The organism is Geobacillus sp. FJAT-46040 (assembly GCF_002335725.1).
Taxonomy (GTDB): domain Bacteria; phylum Bacillota; class Bacilli; order Bacillales; family Anoxybacillaceae; genus Geobacillus; species Geobacillus thermoleovorans.
Genome location: NZ_NISS01000001.1, coordinates 3,255,374 through 3,278,040, shown reverse-complemented (window position 1 = coordinate 3,278,040; position 22,667 = coordinate 3,255,374). Strand labels below are relative to the sequence as shown.

General features: G+C 54.2%; 17 protein-coding genes and 3 pseudogenes. 5 read left to right on the top strand and 15 right to left on the bottom strand.

The window, feature by feature from the left end; all coding sequences use genetic code 11:
* Positions 1-85 precede the first annotated feature (85 nt).
* From uvrA to CD000_RS17425, 4 genes are all read right to left on the bottom strand, one after another.
* Complete coding sequence (gene uvrA, locus CD000_RS17440; RefSeq protein WP_096226318.1) at positions 86-2,944, bottom strand: excinuclease ABC subunit UvrA; 2,859 nt, start codon at positions 2,942-2,944, stop codon at positions 86-88.
* 16 nt (positions 2,945-2,960) lie between these two features.
* Positions 2,961-4,937: an excinuclease ABC subunit UvrB gene (gene uvrB, locus CD000_RS17435; RefSeq protein ID WP_096226176.1), complete on the bottom strand. Its 1,977-nt coding sequence runs from the start codon at positions 4,935-4,937 to the stop codon at positions 2,961-2,963.
* 249 nt (positions 4,938-5,186) lie between these two features.
* Positions 5,187-5,411, bottom strand: coding sequence for a CsbA family protein (locus CD000_RS17430; protein ID WP_011232557.1), 225 nt, complete (start codon positions 5,409-5,411; stop codon positions 5,187-5,189).
* A 13-nt stretch (positions 5,412-5,424) separates the two neighbouring features.
* Positions 5,425-6,597: a PDZ domain-containing protein gene (locus tag CD000_RS17425; RefSeq protein WP_096226175.1), complete on the bottom strand. Its 1,173-nt coding sequence runs from the start codon at positions 6,595-6,597 to the stop codon at positions 5,425-5,427.
* A 218-nt stretch (positions 6,598-6,815) separates the two neighbouring features.
* Here CD000_RS17425 and CD000_RS17420 point away from each other — a divergent pair, with 218 nt between their 5' ends.
* The 3 genes and pseudogenes from CD000_RS17420 to CD000_RS17410 all read left to right on the top strand — a co-directional run.
* On the top strand, positions 6,816-7,358 hold the full coding sequence (locus CD000_RS17420) for a MerR family transcriptional regulator (RefSeq protein ID WP_096226174.1): 543 nt from the start codon (positions 6,816-6,818) through the stop codon (positions 7,356-7,358).
* A 166-nt stretch (positions 7,359-7,524) separates the two neighbouring features.
* Positions 7,525-8,736 (top strand): annotated as a pseudogene (locus CD000_RS17415) (DUF6044 family protein); the annotation flags it as partial.
* A 30-nt stretch (positions 8,737-8,766) separates the two neighbouring features.
* Positions 8,767-9,243: pseudogene (locus tag CD000_RS17410) on the top strand (glycosyltransferase); the annotation flags it as partial.
* A 99-nt stretch (positions 9,244-9,342) separates the two neighbouring features.
* Here the strand turns inward: CD000_RS17410 and CD000_RS17405 are convergent.
* The 11 genes and pseudogenes from CD000_RS17405 to hpf form a co-directional block, all read right to left on the bottom strand.
* The gene (locus tag CD000_RS17405; protein WP_096226173.1) at positions 9,343-10,791 is read right to left on the bottom strand and encodes a S41 family peptidase; all 1,449 of its coding nucleotides are present in this window, start codon (positions 10,789-10,791) and stop codon (positions 9,343-9,345) included.
* 524 nt (positions 10,792-11,315) lie between these two features.
* Positions 11,316-11,537 (bottom strand): annotated as a pseudogene (locus CD000_RS17400) (pirin family protein); the annotation flags it as partial.
* Positions 11,538-11,672: 135 nt separating this feature from the next.
* Positions 11,673-12,971, bottom strand: coding sequence for a murein hydrolase activator EnvC family protein (locus CD000_RS17395; protein WP_096226172.1), 1,299 nt, complete (start codon positions 12,969-12,971; stop codon positions 11,673-11,675).
* Positions 12,972-12,995: 24 nt separating this feature from the next.
* Entirely contained in the window at positions 12,996-13,889 is an 894-nt protein-coding gene (gene ftsX, locus CD000_RS17390) for a permease-like cell division protein FtsX (RefSeq protein WP_096226171.1), read from the bottom strand.
* Entirely contained in the window at positions 13,870-14,565 is a 696-nt protein-coding gene (ftsE, locus tag CD000_RS17385; protein WP_096226170.1) for a cell division ATP-binding protein FtsE, read from the bottom strand. The genes ftsX and ftsE overlap by 20 nt, the downstream gene beginning before the upstream one ends.
* Before the next feature lie 259 nt (positions 14,566-14,824).
* The gene (gene cccB / locus CD000_RS17380; RefSeq protein WP_096226169.1) at positions 14,825-15,166 is read right to left on the bottom strand and encodes a cytochrome c551; all 342 of its coding nucleotides are present in this window, start codon (positions 15,164-15,166) and stop codon (positions 14,825-14,827) included.
* A gap of 62 nt (positions 15,167-15,228) precedes the next feature.
* Positions 15,229-16,092 carry a YitT family protein gene (locus tag CD000_RS17375; RefSeq protein ID WP_096226168.1) on the bottom strand — a complete coding sequence of 288 codons (864 nt, stop codon included), beginning with the start codon at positions 16,090-16,092 and terminating at the stop codon, positions 15,229-15,231.
* A gap of 118 nt (positions 16,093-16,210) precedes the next feature.
* A protein-coding gene (prfB, locus tag CD000_RS17370) for a peptide chain release factor 2 (protein WP_143425259.1) occupies positions 16,211-17,315 on the bottom strand; the annotation gives its coding sequence in 2 pieces (ribosomal slippage) (positions 16,211-17,239 and positions 17,241-17,315; 1,104 coding nt in all).
* A gap of 91 nt (positions 17,316-17,406) precedes the next feature.
* Positions 17,407-19,920, bottom strand: a complete 2,514-nt coding sequence (gene secA / locus CD000_RS17365) for a preprotein translocase subunit SecA (RefSeq protein ID WP_096226167.1) — start codon at positions 19,918-19,920, stop codon at positions 17,407-17,409.
* Positions 19,921-20,164: 244 nt separating this feature from the next.
* Positions 20,165-20,701 carry a hypothetical protein gene (locus CD000_RS17360; RefSeq protein WP_096226166.1) on the bottom strand — a complete coding sequence of 179 codons (537 nt, stop codon included), beginning with the start codon at positions 20,699-20,701 and terminating at the stop codon, positions 20,165-20,167.
* Positions 20,702-20,784: 83 nt separating this feature from the next.
* A complete protein-coding gene (hpf, locus tag CD000_RS17355) occupies positions 20,785-21,333 on the bottom strand; it encodes a ribosome hibernation-promoting factor, HPF/YfiA family (protein ID WP_096226165.1) in 549 nt (182 codons plus the stop codon).
* A 175-nt stretch (positions 21,334-21,508) separates the two neighbouring features.
* On the opposite strand from hpf, the gene CD000_RS17350 reads away from it, so the two are divergent.
* On the top strand, positions 21,509-21,679 hold the full coding sequence (locus CD000_RS17350) for a hypothetical protein (RefSeq protein WP_233130482.1): 171 nt from the start codon (positions 21,509-21,511) through the stop codon (positions 21,677-21,679).
* Between the two features lie 88 nt (positions 21,680-21,767).
* Positions 21,768-22,646: an IS982 family transposase gene (locus CD000_RS17345; RefSeq protein ID WP_096226164.1), complete on the top strand. Its 879-nt coding sequence runs from the start codon at positions 21,768-21,770 to the stop codon at positions 22,644-22,646.
* Positions 22,647-22,667: the final 21 nt, after the last annotated feature.

The following is a 22,667-nucleotide window of genomic DNA, read 5'->3' as shown; positions in this document are numbered from 1 at the left end:
GGCCGCTAGGAAAAGTTTCCTGCCGACGGCAAAAAAAGGCGGCGGCCGCCGGTGCCCCAAGCGGCGGACAAAGCCGCAAAGGCCTTTACGCCTTCACCGCTTCATATTGCGCCTGCATGCGCGCCCGGTCGCGCTCGAGAATCGGTTTTAAGTAGCGGCCGGTGTGCGACCCCTCCACCTCGGCCACCTCTTCCGGCGTGCCGACAGCGACGATTTGTCCGCCTCGGTCGCCGCCTTCCGGACCTAAGTCAATGATATAGTCCGCGGTTTTGATGACGTCCAAGTTATGTTCAATGACAAGCACGGTATCGCCGTTGTCGACGAGCCGGTGGAGCACATCAAGCAGCCGGGCGATGTCATCGACATGAAGCCCGGTCGTCGGCTCGTCCAAAATGTAGAGCGTCCGGCCGTTGGAGCGGCGGTGAAGCTCAGCGGCGAGCTTGACGCGCTGCGCCTCGCCGCCCGAGAGCGTCGTCGCCGGCTGGCCGAGCTTCATATAACCGAGCCCGACGTCATAGAGCGTCTCGAGCTTGCGTTTGATTTTCGGGATCGAGGCGAAAAAGTCGAGCGCATCTTCGACCGTCATGTCGAGCACCTCGGCGATGTTTTTTCCTTTATACGTCACCTCGAGCGTCTCGCGGTTGTACCGTTTGCCGTGGCACACTTCGCACGGGACGTACACGTCCGGCAAAAAGTGCATCTCAATTTTGATGATGCCATCGCCATGGCACGCCTCGCAGCGCCCGCCTTTGACATTGAAGCTGAACCGCCCTTTTTTGTAGCCGCGCACTTTCGCTTCGTTCGTCGAGGCAAACACGTCGCGGATGTCGTCAAACACCCCGGTGTACGTCGCCGGGTTCGAGCGTGGCGTGCGGCCGATCGGCGACTGGTCGATGTCAATGACTTTATCGAGATGCTCCAGCCCGCGAATGTCGCGGTGCTCGCCCGGCTTTGCTTTCGCCCGGTGCAGCTTTTGCGCCAGCGCCTTATACAACACTTCGTTCACGAGCGTGCTTTTGCCCGAGCCCGACACCCCGGTGACAGCGACAAACGTGCCGAGCGGGATTTTCACCGATACGTTTTTCAAGTTATGCTCGCGCGCGCCGACGACCTCAAGCCAACGTCCGTCCGGACGGCGACGCTCGGCCGGAATCGGGATGAATTTTTTCCCCGATAAATACTGGCCGGTGAGCGAGTTCGGGTCGTTCATCACTTCTTCCGGCGTGCCGGCGGCGACGACCTCGCCGCCGTGGATGCCCGCCCCCGGACCAATGTCAATCAAATAGTCCGCGGCCAGCATGGTATCCTCGTCGTGCTCCACCACAATGAGCGTATTGCCGAGGTCGCGCATGCTTTTCAACGTCGCGATCAGCCGGTCGTTGTCGCGCTGATGAAGCCCGATCGACGGCTCGTCGAGCACGTACAGCACCCCCGTCAGCCGCGAGCCGATCTGCGTCGCCAAGCGGATGCGCTGCGCCTCGCCGCCGGAGAGCGTTCCTGCCGAGCGGCTGAGCGTCAAATAGTCGAGGCCGACGTTTTGCAAAAAGCCGAGCCGGTCGCGAATTTCACGCAAAATAAGGCGGGCGATTTGCGCTTCTTTTTCGGTCAGCTCGAGCCCGTCAAAAAAGGCGAGCGCCTCGGTCACCGACATGGCGGTGACCTCGCCGATATGCTTGCCGCCGACAAGGACGGCCAGGCTTTCTTTTTTCAGCCGGTAGCCTTGGCATGTCGGACATGGTTGTTCCGCCATATACTTTTCCATCTGCTCGCGGATGTAGTCCGAGCTCGTCTCGCGATAGCGGCGTTCGACGTTCGGAATGACGCCTTCAAATGCGATGTATTGTTCGCGCACTTGTCCGAAATCATTCGTATAGCGGAAATAAATCGGCTCTCCGCCGCTGCCGTACAAAATTTTATCGAGCTGCTCTTTCGGCAAATCTCTGACCGGCACGTCCATCGGGATGCCGTAATGGCGGCACACGGCTTCGAGCAGCTGCGGGTAATATTGCGAGCTTTGCGGCTCCCACGGAGCGATGGCGTGTTCTTTTAACGTCAGCTCATCGTTCGGGATGACCAAATCGAGATCCACTTCGAGCTTCGCCCCGAGCCCGTCGCAGTCCGGGCAGGCGCCGAATGGACTGTTGAACGAAAACAGACGCGGTTCAAGCTCCCCGATCGAAAAGCCGCAGTACGGACAAGCGTGCTTTTCGCTGAACAAGAGCTCCCCCTCGCCGATCACGTCAACGACCACTTTGCCATCGGCGAGCTTCAGCGCCGTCTCAAGCGAATCGGCAAGCCTTGATGCGATGCCGTCTTTGATGATGATGCGGTCGACGACGACATCAATCGAATGTTTTTTGTTTTTTTCCAGCTCAATGTCCTCCGTCAACTCGCGCATCTCGCCGTCAATGCGAACGCGCACATACCCTTGTTTGCGAATATCCTCCAATGTCTTGGCGTGCGTCCCTTTTTTTCCCGAGACGATCGGCGCCAAAATTTGCATTTTCGTCCGCTCTGGATAAGCAAGCAGCCGGTCGACCATTTGCTCGACCGTCTGCGATTCGATTTCAATGCCGTGCGTCGGACAAACAGGGCGGCCGATGCGGGCGAACAGGAGCCGCAAGTAATCGTAAATTTCTGTCACCGTGCCGACGGTTGAGCGCGGGTTGCGGCTCGTCGTTTTTTGGTCGATCGAAATGGCCGGCGACAATCCTTCAATCGCATCGACGTCCGGTTTTTCCATCTGCCCTAAAAACTGGCGGGCGTACGCCGACAGCGATTCGACGTAGCGCCGCTGGCCTTCCGCGTAAATCGTATCAAACGCCAGCGACGACTTCCCCGACCCGGACAGCCCGGTCAAGACGACGAGCTTGCCGCGCGGGATTTCGACGTCAATGTTTTTCAAGTTGTGGGCGCGCGCCCCTTTGACGACAATTTTATCCATTCCGTTCACCCGGCCATCATCCTTCCGCTTTCAATTCGAAAATGACGTCGCGCAGTTGGGCGGCCCGCTCGAAGTCGAGCGCTTTGGCCGCCTCTTTCATCTCCGCTTCGAGCGTTCGAATCAGCTCTTCCCGCTCTTGTTTCGTCATCGCTGCCGCCGGCTTTGCCTCGTACATCTCCGTCTCTTCCGCCGCATACGTCGCGCGGATGACGTCGCGAATCTCCTTTTTCACCGTGCGCGGCACTATGCCATGCTTTCGGTTGTACTCTTCTTGAATCGCGCGGCGCCGCTTCGTCTCTTGAATGGCGATTTCCATCGATTTCGTCACTGTATCGGCGTACATGATCACATGGCCGTTCGCGTTGCGCGCCGCCCGGCCGATCGTCTGGATGAGCGAGCGCTCCGAGCGCAAAAACCCTTCTTTGTCGGCGTCCAAAATGGCGACAAGCGACACTTCTGGGATGTCGAGCCCTTCGCGAAGCAAGTTGATGCCGACCAGTACATCGTATTTGCCGAGCCGCAAATCGCGGATGATTTCAATGCGCTCGAGCGTCTTAATTTCCGAATGCAAATACGCCACCTTGATCCCCGCTTCTTTCAAATAATCGGTCAAATCTTCCGCCATCTTTTTCGTCAGCGTCGTCACCAACGTCCGCTCGTTCCGCTCGACGCGCTCGCGAATTTCGCCGATCAAATCGTCGATTTGCCCTTTCGTCGGGCGGACGTCGATCGTTGGGTCGAGAAGCCCGGTCGGGCGGATGATTTGTTCGACAACGCCCGGGCTGTGTTCAAGCTCATACGGCCCCGGCGTCGCTGAGACGTAAATAATTTGATTGATTTTTTGCTCGAACTCTTCAAACGTGAGCGGCCGGTTGTCGAGCGCCGACGGCAGACGGAAGCCGTGGTCGACAAGCACTTGCTTGCGCGCCCGGTCGCCGTTGTACATGCCGCGCAGCTGCGGCAAGGTGACGTGCGACTCATCAACGATGATCAAAAAATCGTCCGGAAAATAGTCAAGCAATGTATACGGCGTCGAGCCTGGCGGCCGCAGCGCCAAATGGCGCGAGTAGTTTTCGATGCCGGAACAAAAGCCCATCTCGCGCATCATTTCAAGGTCATAGCGCGTCCGCTGCTCAAGCCGCTGCGCCTCTAAGAGCTTTCCTTGCGCGCGCAGTTCGGCAAGCCGCTCCTCAAGCTCTTGTTCGATGTTTTGAATGGCGAGCCGCATTTTCTCCTCGCGCGTCACGAAGTGCGACGCCGGGAAAATGGCGACATGCTCGCGCTCGCCGAGCACCTCGCCGGTTAAGGCGTCCACCTCGCGGATGCGCTCGATTTCATCGCCGAAAAATTCGACGCGGATGCAATGTTCATCGCGCGACGCGGGGAAAATTTCGACAACATCGCCGCGGACGCGGAACGTGCCGCGGCGAAAATCGATGTCATTGCGGTCGTATTGGATGTCGACAAGCCGCCGAAGCAACGCGTTGCGCTCGATCTCCATCCCAACGCGCAGCGATACGACCAGTTCGCGGTACTCTTCCGGCGACCCTAAACCGTAAATGCACGACACGCTCGCAACGATAATCACGTCCCGGCGCTCCAACAAGGCTGATGTCGCCGAGTGCCGCAATTTGTCGATTTCATCGTTGATTTTCGCGTCTTTTTCAATGTACGTATCCGTCTGCGGCACATACGCTTCCGGCTGATAGTAATCGTAATAGCTGACAAAATATTCGACGGCGTTGTGCGGGAAAAACTCTTTCAGCTCGCTGTACAATTGGCCAGCGAGCGTTTTGTTGTGGGCGATGACAAGCGTCGGTTTGTTGACTTGGGCGATCACGTTCGAGATCGTAAACGTTTTGCCCGTCCCCGTCGCCCCAAGCAGCGTTTGATGCTTCACCCCGCGGCGCAGGCCGTCAACGAGCTTGGCGATCGCCTGCGGCTGATCGCCTTGCGGTTCGTATGGCGACACTAATTGAAAACGGCCCTCCACCGTTTCGCCTCCTCCTTCGTACCATCTTTCCCCATTGTATCACATCGTGATGATCCATGCATCAAAAATGCGAACTCATATTCGTACCAATCCACTCAGCGTTTTCCATCGCTTCGCACCGAAAAACGCGAAAAAGCGGACCCATTCATGCCCAAGGTCCGCGTCTTCGCTCCGTTCCGTTTCGACAATCCGAGGTTCAGCCGACGATGCCTTTTTCCAAAAACAGACGGTTGAACCGACAACGCCGCTTCATTTTTGCTTCAGATAGTCGAGCATGCGGCCGGCCCAAAGAAAGCCGGCGATCGTCGATGCAATGTCAGCGACGATTTCATGCAGCTCATCCGTATAGCCTTTCAAGTAGGAAGCGACAAGCAGCGCCGTCGTCAACAGCACAGCGATGTACCGATTGTACGTCACCCGCGCAAACAACAGCACCAATAAGCACGGAATGATGAGTGCCGCCAAAAACCACATGATCCATTCTCCTTTACGAAACAGCTTCAGACGCTGATGCGTTCCGATCACGGACGAACAGCAGCCCGAGTTCATGATGCTCATCCTCATAGAGCGCCCCTTGGACGAAACGGACTTCGCCGTTATGTCCGACGACATCCAACTTGCAGAACGCGCGGTTGCGTTGGAGCGCCTCGTAAAACTCGGTTTCGGTCCGCACCGGGGCGCCGTTTGTTTTGATGATGACTTCCCCGATCGAAAGCCCCATTTTTTCCGCTTTCGAGCCGGGAAGCACGCCGACAATCACCAAGCCGTGCGGATGGCGGGCAAAGCGGGGCGGGCGGGCGCGGTCGGCGCGATGCCCGGAAAACGCAATCCATTCGCGGCCGATGATGGCCATAGCCCCCGCCGCCACCGCGAGCGGTGGATACCATATACCCGAAGCGGCCAACAGGGCGACAACGAACGCCAGCCGAACAACAAGCCGCCCCTCCGCGCGCGCCGCTTCCGCCGGCAGCATGTGCTGGCGGCGCTGGGAAAAGCCGAGAAGAAACGGCACGAGCCAAAATGAATAGCTGTCTCCCGTCGAAACGAGCGGCCACCAGGAAGCCGGAGGCAGCGCGCCGCCTGATACGGGCAGCACAACCGGCACAAACCAAAGACGCTGCGTCCATTGCAGGCCGACCGTCATCCCTCGCTTGCTTTTCGCAAGCTGCGGCGAGGCCGCCTCGTTTCGCGTGCGAATGATGAGCCATCCTTCCGAAAGCAAAAGCAACGCAAGCCACACCGCCAAAGCGGGCGCGGCCGCCATGCCATCGGGAAGCCATCGGGACAACGCGCTGCTTCGCTCCGCCAAACCGAACACGAGAAGCGCGCCGCCAACCGTATAAGCAGGCGACAGCAACCGCGCTTCCATCGTCAAACTAAAGAGCACCGTCAGCACCGTCACCGTCCAAACCGCTTCCTGCGGCACCGCGATCCCGATGCCGACGGCCGCCGCCGACAACATCGCTCCAGCCATCCATCCCTTCGTCCAAAGCCCGCGCCACTCTTGCCATAGGCTGTAGACGCGCACATGAAAATCGCGGCGCTCCCGCTTCACCCGCCGCCAACCGACGGCCAAAGCGAGCGCGGCGCCATAATAAAGAAGCGGCTGCCGCCAAACCGACGCGACGCCCTCAAGCCATTCCAGCCACCATGTTGCCATCCGCTTCACCCCTTGCGTCGTTCATCATTCTTTATCTTCTATTCTACCAAATGGCATGGCCAATTCCCATGCCCACAGCCATCTTTTTTCGCCAATGGCGAATCTTCGCTGTTTTCCACTTTCTTTGCCGAATCAACACTAGTTTTGTCGGCTGGGAAGGATTTTCAAAGATGCAGAGGAAAAAGGATAAACAAGACGAAACAAGGAGGAGTGAAACGATGGAATTGAAAACGTCCGACGTCGCTATTCGCCTTGGTGTATCGCCGAAAACGATCCAGCGCTGGGTGCGCAAATACAACATTCCGTTGCGGAGAAACGAGGCCGGCCACTACTTGTTTGATGAAAAAACAGTCGCCTTGCTCGAACGGGTCAAATTTGAACAAGGCGCCGCGCTGGAAACGCAGCCGAAAGCAGAACCGAAAACACCGCCGGCCCCTAGCCGTCCTTCAACATCGCCGCCGAACGTTCCTATTCATGCCCTGTTTCAAGAATATGTCGGACCGGAAATCAGCCGCGTCTCCCTGCGCCTTGATCAACTCGAGCAGCAACTGGAGCAAAAAGCAGATGACGTCGTCTCCATTCAACTGTTGCATCACCGCCAAGAAATGGAAGAAATCGTCGCCCGCCTCACTGCGTTGGAGCAGCTTGTCGCCCGCCTTGAACAGCAGCTGAACAATCGGCCGCCTTCCTCCCATGAAACATCGGACGAACCAAAGCAGAAACGGCGCGGCCTTGGGCGGGTGATGGGGTTGTTTGCCTAATGGTTCCATCCTCCCTGCTTGACGCAGGGTGTTTTTTTGGTTGCTTCTTTCCCCTTGTTCTCCCCCTTCACTACTTCTTTACAATTTTTTATGCTTTTTTAATCGCAGCGGTTTATAATGGACCATGTTGTGCAATCTTCCCGTATGGGAAAGGAGGGCGCGCGAGATGGAACAAAGAGAACGAAAAGCGGTCGCCATCGCGTTCATCGTATTGGCTCTCTACCTTTCTCCGCTGTACATGTTAGGCGAACACGCCCATATTCGCGTGCACGACAATATGGATTCGAACATCGCCTGGTATCGCGTGCTCGTTCGCAGCGGCCAACTATTTGGCCCAATCGATGCCGTCATCCCGCAAGTGATCAACGGGTTGCCGCGCAACGCCTTCGGCACAGAATTCAGCGGCATCGTGTGGCTGCACGCTTTGTTTCCCTCCATGGTGGCGTACGCCATCAGCCAGACGATCACGAGGGTATTCGCCTTTTTAGGCATGTATTGGCTGCTCAGGCGCCACTTTTTGCCTTCACCGGAATCATGGCTCATTCGCGTCGGGGCGGCGCTTGCTTTTGCGCTGACACCGTTTTGGCCGTCCGGCATGTTAAGCACGCTCGGCATGCCGCTGGCGCTTTGGGCGTTTCTGTCGATCCGCAACGGAGAAGCGACATGGAAAGAATGGCTTGCGATCATCTTGCTTCCGTTTTACGCCAGCTTTGTGCTCGGATTTTTCTTTTTCCTCGCCGCGATGGCGGCGGTGTGGCTGTTTGACGGCGTTGTCCGCAAGCAGTGGAACAAGCGGTTTTTCGCCGCGATCGCCCTCATGACCGGCATCTTTTTGGCCATCGAGTACCGCCTCGTGTACTCGCTTGTCTTCAGCGGCGAACCGACGAGCCGGAACGAGTTCCTCTCCTCGCGGCTCAGCTTCGTCCATTGTCTTCGTTTAACGTTGAAAAATTATGTGCTCTGCCATACGCATGTGATGACCGTCCATGGGCCGATCATCTTGCCGGTGCTTTGGGCGGCGTTTTTTCTCGTTTTGCGCCGCCGTCAGCGCGGGTCATTGGAGCGGCGCTTCCTTTTGCTGTTTTGGTTGAACATCGCCTTATCGGCTTGGTATGCGTTTTGGTTTTACAAAGGGTGGCAGCCGCTGAAAGAACGGATTTCACTTTTGAATACGTTCAATTTCGCCCGCTTCCATTTTTTGCGGCCGATGGTCATTTACGTCGATTTTGCCTTGGCCTTGCAAATCTTAGCCAAGGAACGGACCGCATGGCGGCGCCTCGTGCCGATCGCCTTGGCGCTGCAGCTGCTTTTGCTTGGCGGGTTTAACGAGGAAATCCGCTATCGCCTCGCTGGCACGCCATCGTTCGAGCAGTTTTATCTTAATTAGGCGAGAAGACTCCCACTTCAACGAAGCGAAGATGAACTGAGCCGTTACACGGAAGTCAATCTCTTTTTGCGCGGGTTGGTTCCGCTCGTCGGCTTCCGCTCGACGTGCGTCTTTTACGACCGGCATGAGCGGTGGGCTGGACAGTCGAAATACCCGCTCAAAAAGATGCTCGCCTTCGCCTTTGACGGCATCACGTCCTTGAGCGTCGCACCGATTCGCGCCATTACGCTCATCGGTTTTTTGGCCTTTCTCGCGAGCGGTGCAGCCGGGCTGTACGCCCTCATCAGCAAACTTCTCGGGCACGCCGAATCAGGCTGGACGTCGCTCATGATCTCCATTTGGTTCATCGGCGGGCTGGTGCTCATGAGCCTCGGCCTCATCAGGGAATACATCGGCAAAATGTATCAAGAGGTGAAACGGCGGCCCCGGTTTGCGGTCGAAAAAACCGTGCAGCTGCCGCTTCCATCAGAAAAGGAGAAAACACCAGCCCATTTGTAGGAAGCCAGCGATAGTCCACAGGCAAATCAGTCACAAAGAAAAGGGTGCCTCTGCGTTGTCAGAGGCACCTTTTCTCTTTACTCGTCATCATTGGCTCGCTTACGACGGAAACAACACGCCAAGCGCTTTTTTCAGCTGCACATCATGCTTCGGATCGCGGACGGCTTCCATGATTTTCGTTTGCAGCACATCCGCCGTCGTCTCATCGATTCGTCCCGTAACCGGCAGCTGATTCGCTTTTTGGAACGCTTGAACGGCTTGTTCGGTTTCTTTGCTGAAGTAGCCGTCCGTGCGGCCCGGGTCGAACCCAAGCCCTTTGAGCATTTTTTGCGCATTGGCGATTTGCTCGTCGTTCATGTCATACCGAAGCGGTTTTTCCACATGAAGCGGAGCGACGTGGAAATAATCCGGCTGCGCCACCGCGACATCCGGCTTGATCCCTTTTTTATGGATCCAATGCCCGTCCGGCGTCAGCCATTTGTACAGCGTCAATTTGATGTTGCTGCCGTCGCCCATCGGAATCGCCTGCTGCACCGTCCCTTTGCCGAACGTTGCCTCGCCGACCAGCTTGTAGCCGCCCGCTTCCTTCATCGCTCCGGCCAAAATCTCTGACGCGGATGCGCTTCCTTTGTCGATGAGCACAACGATCGGGTATGGCTTTTTCGCCGTTAAATCGGAATAAAACTTTTGCCGATCGCCATCGCGTTCTTCAATTTGCACATATGGTTTGCCTTTCGGGATGAGCTGTTTCAAAATTTCCTCAACGCTTTGCAAATAGCCGCCCGGGTTGCCGCGCACATCGATGATCAAGCCATCAATATGTTCGGCCTCAAGCTTCGCCAATTTCTTTTTAAAATCGGCGGCTGTGTTTTCCGAAAACGACGTAATTTGCAAATAGCCCGCCTTTTTGCCGTTGTATGTTTTGATCGAGTCATACACCGTCTGAATCGGAATTTTGTCGCGGACGACTTTGACTTTCATCACGTTTTTGACGCCGGGGCGCAAAATGTCAAGCTCCACTGTCGTCCCTTTTTTGCCGCGGATTTTCAGCACCGCTTCATACAAGTCAAGCCCCTCTAGGCTTTCCCCGTTCACTCGCAAAATTTGGTCGTTCGGCTTCAGCCCCGCTTTTTCCGCCGGCGAGTTTTTGATCGGAGCCACGATCGTCACCTTGCCGTCGATCATGCTCACTTCGGCGCCGATTCCTTCAAACGACGAGTCGAGCGACTCGTTGAACTGCTCCGTCGTTTCCGCATCCATGTAGACGGAATACGGATCATCGAGCGTGTCGATCATCCCTTGAATGGCGCCTTCCGTTAATGTTTCTTCATCCACTTTTTCCACATACCGGTTTTTAATGAGTTCGTACGCCTGGCGGACTTTTTTCATTTCGTCATGATCGCTGGCCGTCTTGGACAGTTCCTCAGAAATGGCCGCCGGCATCGGCCCGTCTTCTGCTCCGCCAGCCAGCTGCAAACCGGCATACGTCCCGCCGGCCCCGATGAGCATCGAGATGGCCATGAGTGCGGCCGTCGTCGATTTTTTCACGTTGCTTCCTCCTCACCCTAAACCTGCCCTTTCCATTGCCTGCAACGGAAGGGAAAGGGGGTCTCTTCGTTCTCCTTCGGTGAAGCAAGCGGACGCCTCTGCCGCCTAGACGGCGGCGGCTTCCGCCAATGAGAAAAGGAAAAGCACCGCCCAAACGCCGTGCCATGCCTTTATCTCCATCATATGTTAGGCTTGTACCGAGTATGCTCATTCGTTGTCTATCCTTTACTAGTTTACACGCTCCTTGTTGATTTCTCAACTCATACAGAACGGAAAAAAGAGGCACCCCTCGCCCTTGGCGGCGAACGATGCCTCTTTTTGATTCGTCTTCTTGGCACGATCTAGGAGGGCGGTGAAAAACGGCTGATTCCCTTACTCAATGGGGGGAATGGGCGAAAAGCAGGATCGATGCAACAAGGTTTTTCTAATTGAGAAATGACATGGTAAAGCCGTATTCACGATTAAATCACCAGCCTCCTAGAAATGGAAGCCAAACCAATGAACCGCACAAAAACGAAATGCTCTTACTTCTCTTTGGGCAAATCAATGAGCATGAACTGCGCTCCTTCGTTCGTCACCAAGCGAAGCGCCGGCGTGTCCGTAATACGGGCCGCATCGCGCCGTTCGAGATGGGCCTCGCCGTTTAACGCCAAATCCCCCTCAATGACAAAGACAAAGATGTTCCGCCCTTCTGGCTGAGTAAACGTCAGCTCATGCCCGGCTTCCAAATCGGAAAGATAAACAGTGTACTAAGGTACAGAGTCAAGGGGGGAATGTGATGCAGCCAAACCATTTTCCTTGATGTCCAATCAATCAAAAAAATACGCAACTTGTCCGCCTCATAGACAGACAAGTTGCGCAATGCCACCTACCATTCGAAATTAGAAAGGAATATAGTCAAGCGGATCGACCGCATTCGTTTTTCCTTGGTTCCAGCCGCCGCGGTGCAGTTCAAAATGAAGGTGCGGACCGGTCGAATTCCCAGTATTACCCATATAACCGATAACTTGCCCTTTGCGGACGTGCTGCCCTTCGCCAACAAGACGCGCTTCTAAATGAGCATACACGGTCATATAGGTTTGCCCATTAATCACATGACTGATGAAAATGACGTTGCCATAGCTGCTAGAATAATAGGACCGGAACACGATGCCATCTGCGGCCGCCACAACGGGAACGACAGCAGCCCGCTTGCCGATGTCGACTCCCGGATGGAAGTCCGTGCCGCCAAACCGGTAGCCAAAGCCCGAGGTGATCGGCCCGTTGGCTGGACGGGTGAAGGCCCCGCTCGACACAGGCGGTGTGCTGCCGCCCGATGGCGTTTCTCCTGATGACGCTCCTCCACCGTTTGGCGAGGCATATGTACGTCCTCTCTGTTTCGCTTCTTCTTCGGCCCGTTTTTGCCGCTCAAGTTCGGCAAGCTGTTGTTTCACTGCCGCTTCTTGTTTGGCGATCAGTTCTTTTTCTTCTTCAAGCGCCATCTTATGATCATGCTCTTCTTCCTCTTTTTGCTTCAAATCGGCCATCAGGCGATTTTTTTGTTCGAGCTGGCCAGCCAGTTCGGCCTGCAGCTGCTTCAATTCTTGCAAATCCGCTTGCAGCTTGTTCCGCTTCTCCGTCAATTCGGCTTCCTTTTTCTCTTTTAACGTTTTATCAGCTTCCTGCTCGCGGATGATTTGTTGGTCCGCTTCCATGATCGTCGTCACGGCGCTCATCCGGTCAATGAAGTCGCTGAAGCTTTGCGCGCCGAGCAACACTTCCAAGTAGCTGATCGCTCCGCCGCTTTCCTGCAAGGAACGAAGCCGCTCCTTCAAAATTTCATTCCGCTTTTCAATCCGTTCTTGAATTTCGGCAATTTCTTGTTTCAATTGGTCAATGGCTTGCTCCGTTTGGTCAATATCTGCGCTGACGTTGCGGATTTTGCCGCTCGTTTCCTCAATGGCCATGTTCAGCTTTTCAATATCGTTGGCGACTTGTTTTTGTTGCGACTGAAGGGCTTCGATGTTTTTTTGCGCCTCGCTGATTTTTTCCTGCACCTCTGACCGTTTCGAACGAAGCGCGTCGATCTCGCTCCGCTTTTGTTCGATATCACGAGTGCTGACGGCGTCCGCCGCCGGCGGGAGAATGCCCAGCCCAAGCGCCCCGGCAACAGCGAGCGCCAACATGCGTTTCTTTTTCATCTTTCCCCTCTCCCTTTCTATCATTTATACTTTTAAAAACTTGCGCACAGACATAACGCTTCCCCAGACGCCGATGCCCGCGCCAATCGCCAGCAGCAGTGCGCTCAACTGCCACATAAACGGCGAAAACGGAAGAAGTTCAAAAAACGGCAAGGAAACCCACTGTTCATACACTTGATACACGTTGTAGTACACGATCGAAAGCGCCGCGATCGGGAAGAGAGCGCCAAGCATTCCAAGCCATAGCCCTTCCAAAAAGAACGGCCAGCGGATAAACCCGTTCGTCGCGCCCACGAGCCGCATAATTTCGATTTCGCGGCGGCGGGCGAAAATCGTAATTTTGATCGTGTTGGAAATGAGAAACATCGCCGTAAACAACAATCCGAGAATGAGCACGAGCCCGACGTTGCGCGCCACTTTCAGCGCGTCAAACAGCTTCTCGACCGTCCCTTGGCCATAATTGACTTTATGGACGAACGGCAATGTTTCGATTTGTTTGGCGATTTTCACCGTATCTTGCGGATGGGCCGCTTTCACGACGTATACATCGCTCAACGGATTGTCCTGTTCAAATAAGCGGAACGACGAGCCTTCGTCCCCCATGCTTTTGATCAGCCGCTTCAGCTCTTCGTCCTTTGATGAATAGCGCACTTCCTTCACGTTTGGAATGGCTTCAATTTGCCGGCGCAAAGCGTTTTTTTGCCGGCTGTCAGCGGTCAGCTCGATATGGACGCGAATTTCGACATCGTTTTCGACTTTCTGGGCAAAATGGTTGATGTTGAACATGACGACAAAAAAGACACCGACAAGCAACAGCGTCACCGTAACGGCGCTCGCGGACGCAAATGTCATCCAACCGTTGCGGCCGAGGCTTTTCATGCTCTCCCGGACGTGGCGCTTAAACGTATGAAGCGTCATAGCCGTATTCCCCCCTCGCCTCGTCGCGGACGATTTTCCCGTTTTCGATGGCGATGACGCGCCGCCGGGTCGCGTTGACGATCTCTTTGTTGTGAGTCGCCATCACAATCGTCGTTCCCCGGTCATTGATTTTTTCAAACAGCTCCACAATGCCCCATGAGGTTTCCGGGTCCAAGTTTCCTGTCGGTTCGTCGGCAATCACGATCTTCGGGGAGTTGACGATTGAGCGGGCAATCGAAACGCGCTGCTGTTCGCCCCCGGACAGTTCGTTCGGGTAAGAGCGGACTTTATGTTTGAGGCCGACTAAGTCGAGTACTTCCATCACTTTTTGGCGGATCGCTTTCGGCGATTCTTCAATGACTTCCAACGCAAACGCCACATTTTCATAGACATTGAGCTTCGGAAGCAGCTTGAAATCTTGAAACACAACGCCGATATGGCGGCGCAAAAGAGGAACTTTGCTGTCTTTCAGCTTGGCAAGGTTGACGCCGTTGACCATAATGGTCCCGCTCGTCGGCTTTTCCTCGCGGTACATCATTTTAATAAACGTCGACTTCCCAGCTCCGCTGGGCCCAACGACGTAGACGAATTCTCCTTGCTTGATGCGAACGTTGATGCCGTTTAGCGCCACAACGCCGTTTGGATACGTTTTGTATACATCTTGCATTTCAATCATCATCATCACCTATTTTCGACTTTCCTGTTGCCATTTCTCGAGCTGTTTCGAATGAATCCCGCAAAATTCCGCAAGGATTATTATAACACGATTTTCTATTGTCGAATTTTACATTTATATTTCAAATGGGGAACAATGGAGAAACTAGGACAAAAGACGCAAAAACAGAAAACACCGCCCCGTTCTTGAGCGAACAAGGCGGTGCACTTTCCTTGAGTGAAACGATCTTTTCTTTCAAAGAGTCAGAAACATCCATCCATTATTTTTTCGCGGCCAGCCACTCGGCCACTTTATCAGCGTCTTCCCCTTTGATGATTCCGGCCGGCATGGCGCCGCGGCCGTTGACAATGATCTCTTTGATCTGCTCTTTGGAGTACTTGCTTCCAACCTTTTGCAAGTTCGGGCCGACCCCGCCCGAAAGGTCTTGCCCGTGGCATGATGCACAGTTTTGCTGATAGATTTGTTCAGCAGCGGCAACGGTATCCCCTCCACCGTTGTTATTGCCGCCGTTTTTCTCCCCAGCGTTGTCCCCGCCACCGCCGCCACATGCTGCAAGCGCGAGCGAAACGCCAAGGAACATCGCAGCCAACTTCCACTTCATGGCGAACTCCCCCCAGAAAACAAAAATTTCATTCTCCTTTATTATAACCGATTTTTTCCGCTTTACGTACGTTGAAATCCCTCTCCAAGCACTTCGGCGGCGTTGGCCACGACGACAAACGCTGTCGGATCAATGGTTCGGACCAATTGTTTCAATTTTGTGAACTCCGATTGCGCGACGACGCACATCAACACCGGCCGCTCATGTTCCGTGTAACCGCCGTACGCCGGCAGCCGCGTTACCCCGCGATCGATTTCGTGCAAAATGGCGCGGCGCACTTTTTCCTCTTCATTGGTAATAATCAAGGCAATTTTCGAATAGCCAAGCCCGACTTGGACGAGGTCGATCGTTTTGCTCGTCACATACAAGGCGATCAGCGCGTAGAGCGCTCGCTCAATGTCAAAGACAAACGCCGCGGTCAACACGATCAAGCCGTCAATCAAAATCACACACATGCCGAGCGACAGCCCGGTATATTTATGGATGATTTGCGCCGCCAAATCGGTGCCGCCCGTCGAAGCGCGGCCGCGAAATACAATGCCAAGGCCGAGTCCGACACCGATACCGCCAAAGATCGCGCCAAGAAGCGGATTCGTCGTTGCCGGCTCCATCCCTTTCGTCATGTAGACGACCAGCGGCAAAAACACCGTTCCGACAAACGTCTTGACGCCAAACTGCCGGCCCAAAAGCACAACGCCAGCGATAAAGAGCGGAATGTTAAGCGCCCATTGGACGTAGGCAGGCTCAATGCCAAACAGCGCGTGCATAATCGTGCTGATGCCGCTTACCCCGCCCGAGGCGATCCGATTCGGCAGCAAAAACACGTTAAACGCCACCGCGACAACTGCCGCGCCGACCAGAACATACGCATACTCCAAAGCCGCCTCCACCGCCGGAGGCATGGTCTTCTCTCTTCGCTTCCGCATGCTTCCCCACCTTCCTCTGTGAGTATAGCATGCCCGTTTTGGCAAGTAAATGACAGCCGGTTAACGCGATAATGGTCTGCTATGATAAAGGAAAAAAGGACGATCCGATGATCGCCCTTTACTTCAACTTCGCACGCAAATACGCGTCAATAAACACATCAATTTCCCCATCCATCACCGCTTGCACATTGCCGACCTCGACGTTCGTCCGATGGTCTTTGACAAGCGAATACGGATGGAAGACGTACGAACGAATTTGGTTGCCCCAGCCGATTTCTTTTTGCTCGCCGCGCAGCTCAGCGAGTTCGGCTTGTTGCTCCTCGAGTTTCTTTTGGTACAATTTCGCCTTCAACATATTCATCGCTTTTTCGCGGTTTTTGATTTGCGACCGCTCCGATTGGCACGTGACGACGATCCCGGTCGGCAAGTGGGTGATGCGCACGGCCGAGTCGGTCGTGTTGACGTGCTGCCCGCCCGCGCCGCTTGAGCGGTACGTGTCGATTTTCAGCTCTTCCGGCCGGATCTCAATTTCAATGTTATCATCCAATTCCGGCACAACCTCGCACGACACGAACGACGTATGGCGGCGGCCTGAGGCGTCAAACGGCGAGATGCGAACCAGCCGATGCACCCCTTTTTCCGCTTTTAAATAGCCGTAAGCGTTGTGCCCTTTAATGAGCAGCGTGACGCTTTTAATCCCGGCTTCCTCGCCCGGGAGGTAATCGAGCGTCTCGACTTTAAACCCTTTTTTCTCCGCCCAGCGCGTGTACATGCGCAAAAGCATCGACGCCCAGTCTTGCGACTCCGTGCCGCCCGCGCCGGGATGGAGTTCCAAAATCGCATTGTTTTGATCGTACGGCTCATTGAGCAGCAGCTGCAACTCAAACTCGCTGAAGTCTTTTGTCAGCTTTTTCGCTTCCTCGACGAGTTCAGCTTGGAGCTCGTCATCCGGCTCTTCCTTGAACAATTCGTACGTCACTTCCAAGTTGTCAAACCGTTCTTCAAGCGAGGAAAATTCCTCGACGAGATCTTTGAGCGCATTCGCTTCGGAAATGACCGCCTGCGCCGATTTTTGATCATCCCAAAAGTTTGGCGCGGCCATTTGCTCTTCTAATTCGCGAATGCGCGCCTGCTTCGCTTCGAGGTCAAAGAGACCCCCTAATTTCCGCTAATCGCTTAGCCATTTTCTCAAGCTCTTGCTTAATTTCCACCAAATCGATCATGTTGTCCTCACCTCATCATGAATATAGTATGTCAATGGTTCATATCTGCCATTCAAAAGGGAGGCAGCGCCCCCCTATTATTTATAAACCGTTACACCGTTCTTCCGCAACAATGTTTATATTTTTTCCCGCTCCCGCACGGGCACGGTTCGTTGCGGCCGACGCGCACCGCCTTGCGGACCGGTTTTCGCTTCGGCTCTTCGCCGTCTTCTTTCGGATGCACGGCTTCGCCTTTCGCCACTTCTTGGCGTTCGAGGTTTTGATGGATTTCCGCTTTCATGATATACGTCGCGACTTCCTCTTCGATCGCGGCAATCATGTTTTCAAACATCGCATAGCCTTCCATTTGGTATTCGCGCAACGGGTCGACTTGCCCGTAGGCGCGCAAATGGATGCCTTGGCGGAGCTGCTCCATCGCGTCAATATGGTTCATCCATTTCATATCGACAGCGCGCAAGACGACGACGCGTTCAAACTCGCGCATTTGTTCCGGCGGGATTTGCGCTTCTTTCTCATCATAGCGCGCCTTCACTTTCGCCCAAATGAGCTCGATCATCTCTTCGGGCTCTTTGCCGCGCAAGTCAGCTTCCGTTACATCCCCTTCCGGAAGCAGATGGGCGTTGAGATACTCAACGAGCCCTTTCAAATTCCATTCTTCCGGAACCTCTTCTTTCGGCGTATGAGCGTTGACGACGCGTTCAATGACCGATTGGATCATCTTTTCGATAATGCCGCGCAAGTTGTCGGAATCGAGCACTTCATAGCGCTGGCGGTAAATGATTTCCCGCTGCTCGCGCAGGACATCGTCATATTGAAGCAGCTGTTTGCGGGCGTCGAAGTTGTTGCCTTCAACCCGCTTTTGCGCCGACTCAACGGCCCGTGTCACCATTTTGCTTTGGATCGGCTGCGAGTCGTCCATTCCAAGGCGGTCCATCATCGCCATTAAGCTTTCCGAGCCGAAACGGCGCATCAATTCGTCTTCAAGCGACAAGTAAAACTGCGACACCCCAGGATCGCCTTGACGCCCGGAACGGCCGCGCAGCTGGTTATCGATCCTCCGGCTTTCGTGACGCTCCGTGCCAATGACGGCCAATCCGCCAAGCTCCTTTACCCCTTCGCCAAGCTTAATGTCCGTCCCGCGCCCGGCCATGTTCGTCGCAATCGTCACCGCGCCTTTTTGCCCGGCTTGGGCGATGATTTCCGCCTCTTTCGCATGGTTTTTCGCGTTTAAGACGTTGTGCGGGATGCCCCGTTTTTTGAGCATCTCCGACAACATCTCGGACGTTTCGATCGCCACCGTGCCGACAAGCACGGGCTGCCCTTTCGCATGGCGGGCGGCGATGTCCTCAACCACGGCGCGGAACTTCCCTTCCATCGTCCGATAAATCAAATCCGGACGGTCTTCACGAATGACCGGGCGATTCGTCGGAATGACGACGACGCGCATGTTGTAAATGTTGCGGAACTCTTCCTCTTCCGTCTTCGCCGTCCCCGTCATCCCCGCCAATTTTTCGTACATGCGGAAATAGTTTTGGAACGTGATCGTGGCTAAGGTCATCGACTCGTTTTGAATCTCGAGCCCCTCTTTCGCCTCAATGGCTTGATGAAGCCCATCGCTGTAGCGGCGGCCGTGCATCAAGCGCCCGGTGAACGGGTCGACGATGATCACTTTTCCGTCTTGCACGACATAGTCGACATCGCGCTGCATCGTCACGTGCGCCCTTAGCGCCAGCTGAATATGGTGGTTGAGCGTGACGTGTTTCAAATCGAACAAGTTGTCGATGCCAAACGCGCGCTCCGCTTTGTTGATTCCTTCTTCCGTCAGCTGGACGCTTTTCGTTTTTTCATCGTATGTGTAATCGACATCTTTGCGCAACGTGCGGACAAACGCATTCGCCTGCACATACAGCTTGGTCGACTTCTGCGCCGTCCCTGAAATGATGAGCGGCGTCCGCGCTTCATCGATCAAAATCGAGTCAACCTCGTCGATGATCGCATAATAGAGCGGCCGCTGCACAATGTGCTCTTTATAGAGCACCATGTTGTCGCGCAAATAGTCAAAGCCAAACTCGTTGTTCGTCCCGTACGTAATGTCGGCGTTGTACGCCGCCTGCTTCTCCTCGCGCGACATGCCGCTTAAGTTCAAGCCGACGGTCATGCCTAAAAACTCATACAGTTTGCCCATTTCCGTCGCATCGCGCGTCGCCAAGTATTCGTTGACCGTCACGACATGCACGCCGCGCCCCGTCAAGGCGTTCAAATAGACGGGCATCGTCGCCGTCAACGTTTTCCCTTCCCCGGTTTTCATCTCGGCGATGTCGCCCTCATGCAAGACGACGCCGCCCATAATTTGCACTTTATATGGGTACAAGCCAAGGACGCGCTTCGCCCCTTCGCGCACAACGGCAAACGCCTCGACAAGCAAATCATCGAGCGATTCGCCTTGTTGGTAGCGGGCTTTGAATTCCTCGGTTTTTTGCCGCAGCTGTTCATCGGACAGTCGGGCCATCTCCGGACCGAGCGCGTCGACTTGATCGGCAATTTTCTCAAGCCTTGCCAACTGACGCTTGTTCGGGTCAAATACTTTTTTTAAGACTCCAAGCATAGGAAACGCTCCTTATTTTTCATGGACTCACTTCTTCATCATATCATTATACAGGGATCAGTGACAACTGTTGCACAGGCTTAGAGGGCTGGTGAAAAATGACCAATTTCGCCGAAATCGTTGCGTTCGCCTGAAACAGGAGCGGTCATTTTACAGAACTTCTCAATTTGAGAAAGAATCTGTTTTCCGCGACTTTCCACTAAATCAACAGCCTTTTCGAGAGGGGCATGTCCAAAAGAGGGAATCACGCCTTGGACTGAAGCTGCTCAATCGCCGCTTCCGCATGGTGAAGCCGCCGGTTCAGCGCATAAATTTCAAAACTTTTCTCCTCCACTTTTTCGTGAATTTTGCGAAGCAAGATTTGCACATCATCCACAAGCTGCGTTTCGACCCGATGAAGCGTCTCTTTCACTTCCCTCAATTCGTTTTCCACACCATCCAACCGGGTCTCCACACCATTCAACCGCGTTTCCACGCCGTCCAACCGGGTTTCTACGCCATTCAACCGCGTTTCCACGCCGTCCAATCGGAACTCTACACCATCCAACCGGGTCTCTACGCCGTCCAATCGGGCCTCTACGCCATTCAACCGCGTTTCCACACGGTCTAACCGCTCTTTCACCGCGCCCATTTCCTGTTCGAGGCCGACGAGGCGTCCATTCATCTCCGTCAAACGGCCATCCATCTGCTCAAACCGTTGGCGAGTTTCTTCTTGGAACACCAAAAACCCTTTTTCCATGTTGTCCAACTTGGACAAGATTTGACGCAACAATTCCTCCATCGCTCTCCCCCATTTTGATTTTTCTCATGCATATTATAACATCCCCTGCCCAAAAAAGCAGGGGATGCGCATAGGGAGGCTGTTCAATTCGCCTCGATCAATCCGTATTTTCCGTCTTTGCGGCGGTAGACGATGTTCGTCCGGTTCGTTTCCGCGTTCGTGAAAATGAAGAAGTTGTGCCCCAACAAGTTCATCTGCAAAATCGCTTCTTCGCTGTCCATCGGCTTCAAGCTGAAGTGTTTCGTGCGCACGATTTCAAACTCCTCTTCATTCTCCGCTGCGGAAGCGCCGATCGAGACAGGGGCAGCCAGCTTCGCTTCTTTCTCACGGTCACGCAGCTTCCGATTGACTTTCGTTTTATGTTTGCGGATTTGCCGCTCCAGTTTATCGGTTACTAAATCGATCGCCGCATACATATCCTCATGGCGCTCTTCAGCGCGCAGCAACAAATGCGGCATCGGAATGGTCACTTCGATTTTCCCTTGTCCATCGTTGTAGACTTTTAAATTGACATGGACATTCACGTCATCGGTGCGGTCGAAATAGCGCTCCAACTTGCCGATTTTTTTCTCCACGTACTCGCGCAGCGCTGGCGTGACTTCGATGTTTTCCCCGCGAATGTGATACATCATGGCTGACCACTCCTTATTTTCAAACTATAGATCCCTACATTTTTTCATTACCCATCAAACCCCTGCTTCAATCAAAAATATTTTCGAAGATTTTGTGAAAATCATAGGAAAATATGGTAAAATAGGCATGGGCGTTTTTTCTTAATCGGTGTGGAAAGTACGGAGTGTGTGAACAATGCGAAAGATCCATATTTCTCATGCAAAAAGCGGCGACGTGCTCGCTGTCGACTTGTTCGCCGCCAACGGCAGCGTCCTTTTGTCGCGCGGCGTACGGCTGACCAGCGGCTACATCCGCTCGTTGGCGCAAAAAGGGGTTCAATACATTTATCTTAACCCGTGGTGCTAGATAAACTTGAGCAAGCATAAAAATAGCCCTTGCTGGCGGATCTCCTGTAGAATGAAAGTGCGACCTGCCATTCGAAAGGAGAATCCCCATGCAAGAGCACTTTCATTTTACTACAGATCGAGCCAAGATTCAAAAGCAATATGCCGCCATTTTCGTTTTTGTTTCTGCTCAACTTTCATGCATTCAGGTGCATCTTCATCGTCGAAATCGCCATTTGGTCAAGCAAGAGGACGCTGTCATCATCGCCATTCATCTTTTAGGAAAGCTGCCCGGTTTTACATCCGAACGGGCATGGCATCGTTTTGTCACGGGAAATTTGTTCACAAACGGCTCGTTTCTTGAACGCTCCCGATACAACCGCCGTTGCCGGGCGCTTGGTTTCGCCATCAAATGGATCCGGCATGAGCTGGCAAAACGCGGTCAACATCATGCCTATGCCGTCGTTGACAGCTTGCCGCTCCCGTTGTGCCATACGGCAAGAATGCATCGCGTTAAACGGTTTCAAGAGATCGCCGACATCGGGTATTGCGCTTCCAAAAAGCAATGGTACTACGGGTTGAAGCTGCACCTTCAAGTGACCGATCAAGGGCTGCCGATGGGGTATGTGGTGACGGAAGCATCTTGCCACGATCGAATCGCAGCCGAAAGCGTGATGACCCAAATTCCCCACCCGTATAACTTTGGGGACAAAGGATTCATTAGCCGTGACTTGCAAAAAAGGCTGTACGAAGAATACCAAATGGCGCTTTGGACTCCGTCTCGAAAAAACCAGAAACATCGTGCGTCTGAGACATGGGAGCAGTGGATCCAACAAAAACGCAAAGTGATCGAGACGGTGTTCTCGGTTCTGGTTGACCACTATCACATCACGGGGATCCGAGCCAATTCGATTATCGGATTTGAAGTGGCACTAGACGGTATATTGTTAGCTTATTCCCTGGTTACACTTGGGCTAGTTGAGCGCTAAAGCTCAACTAGCACCACGGGT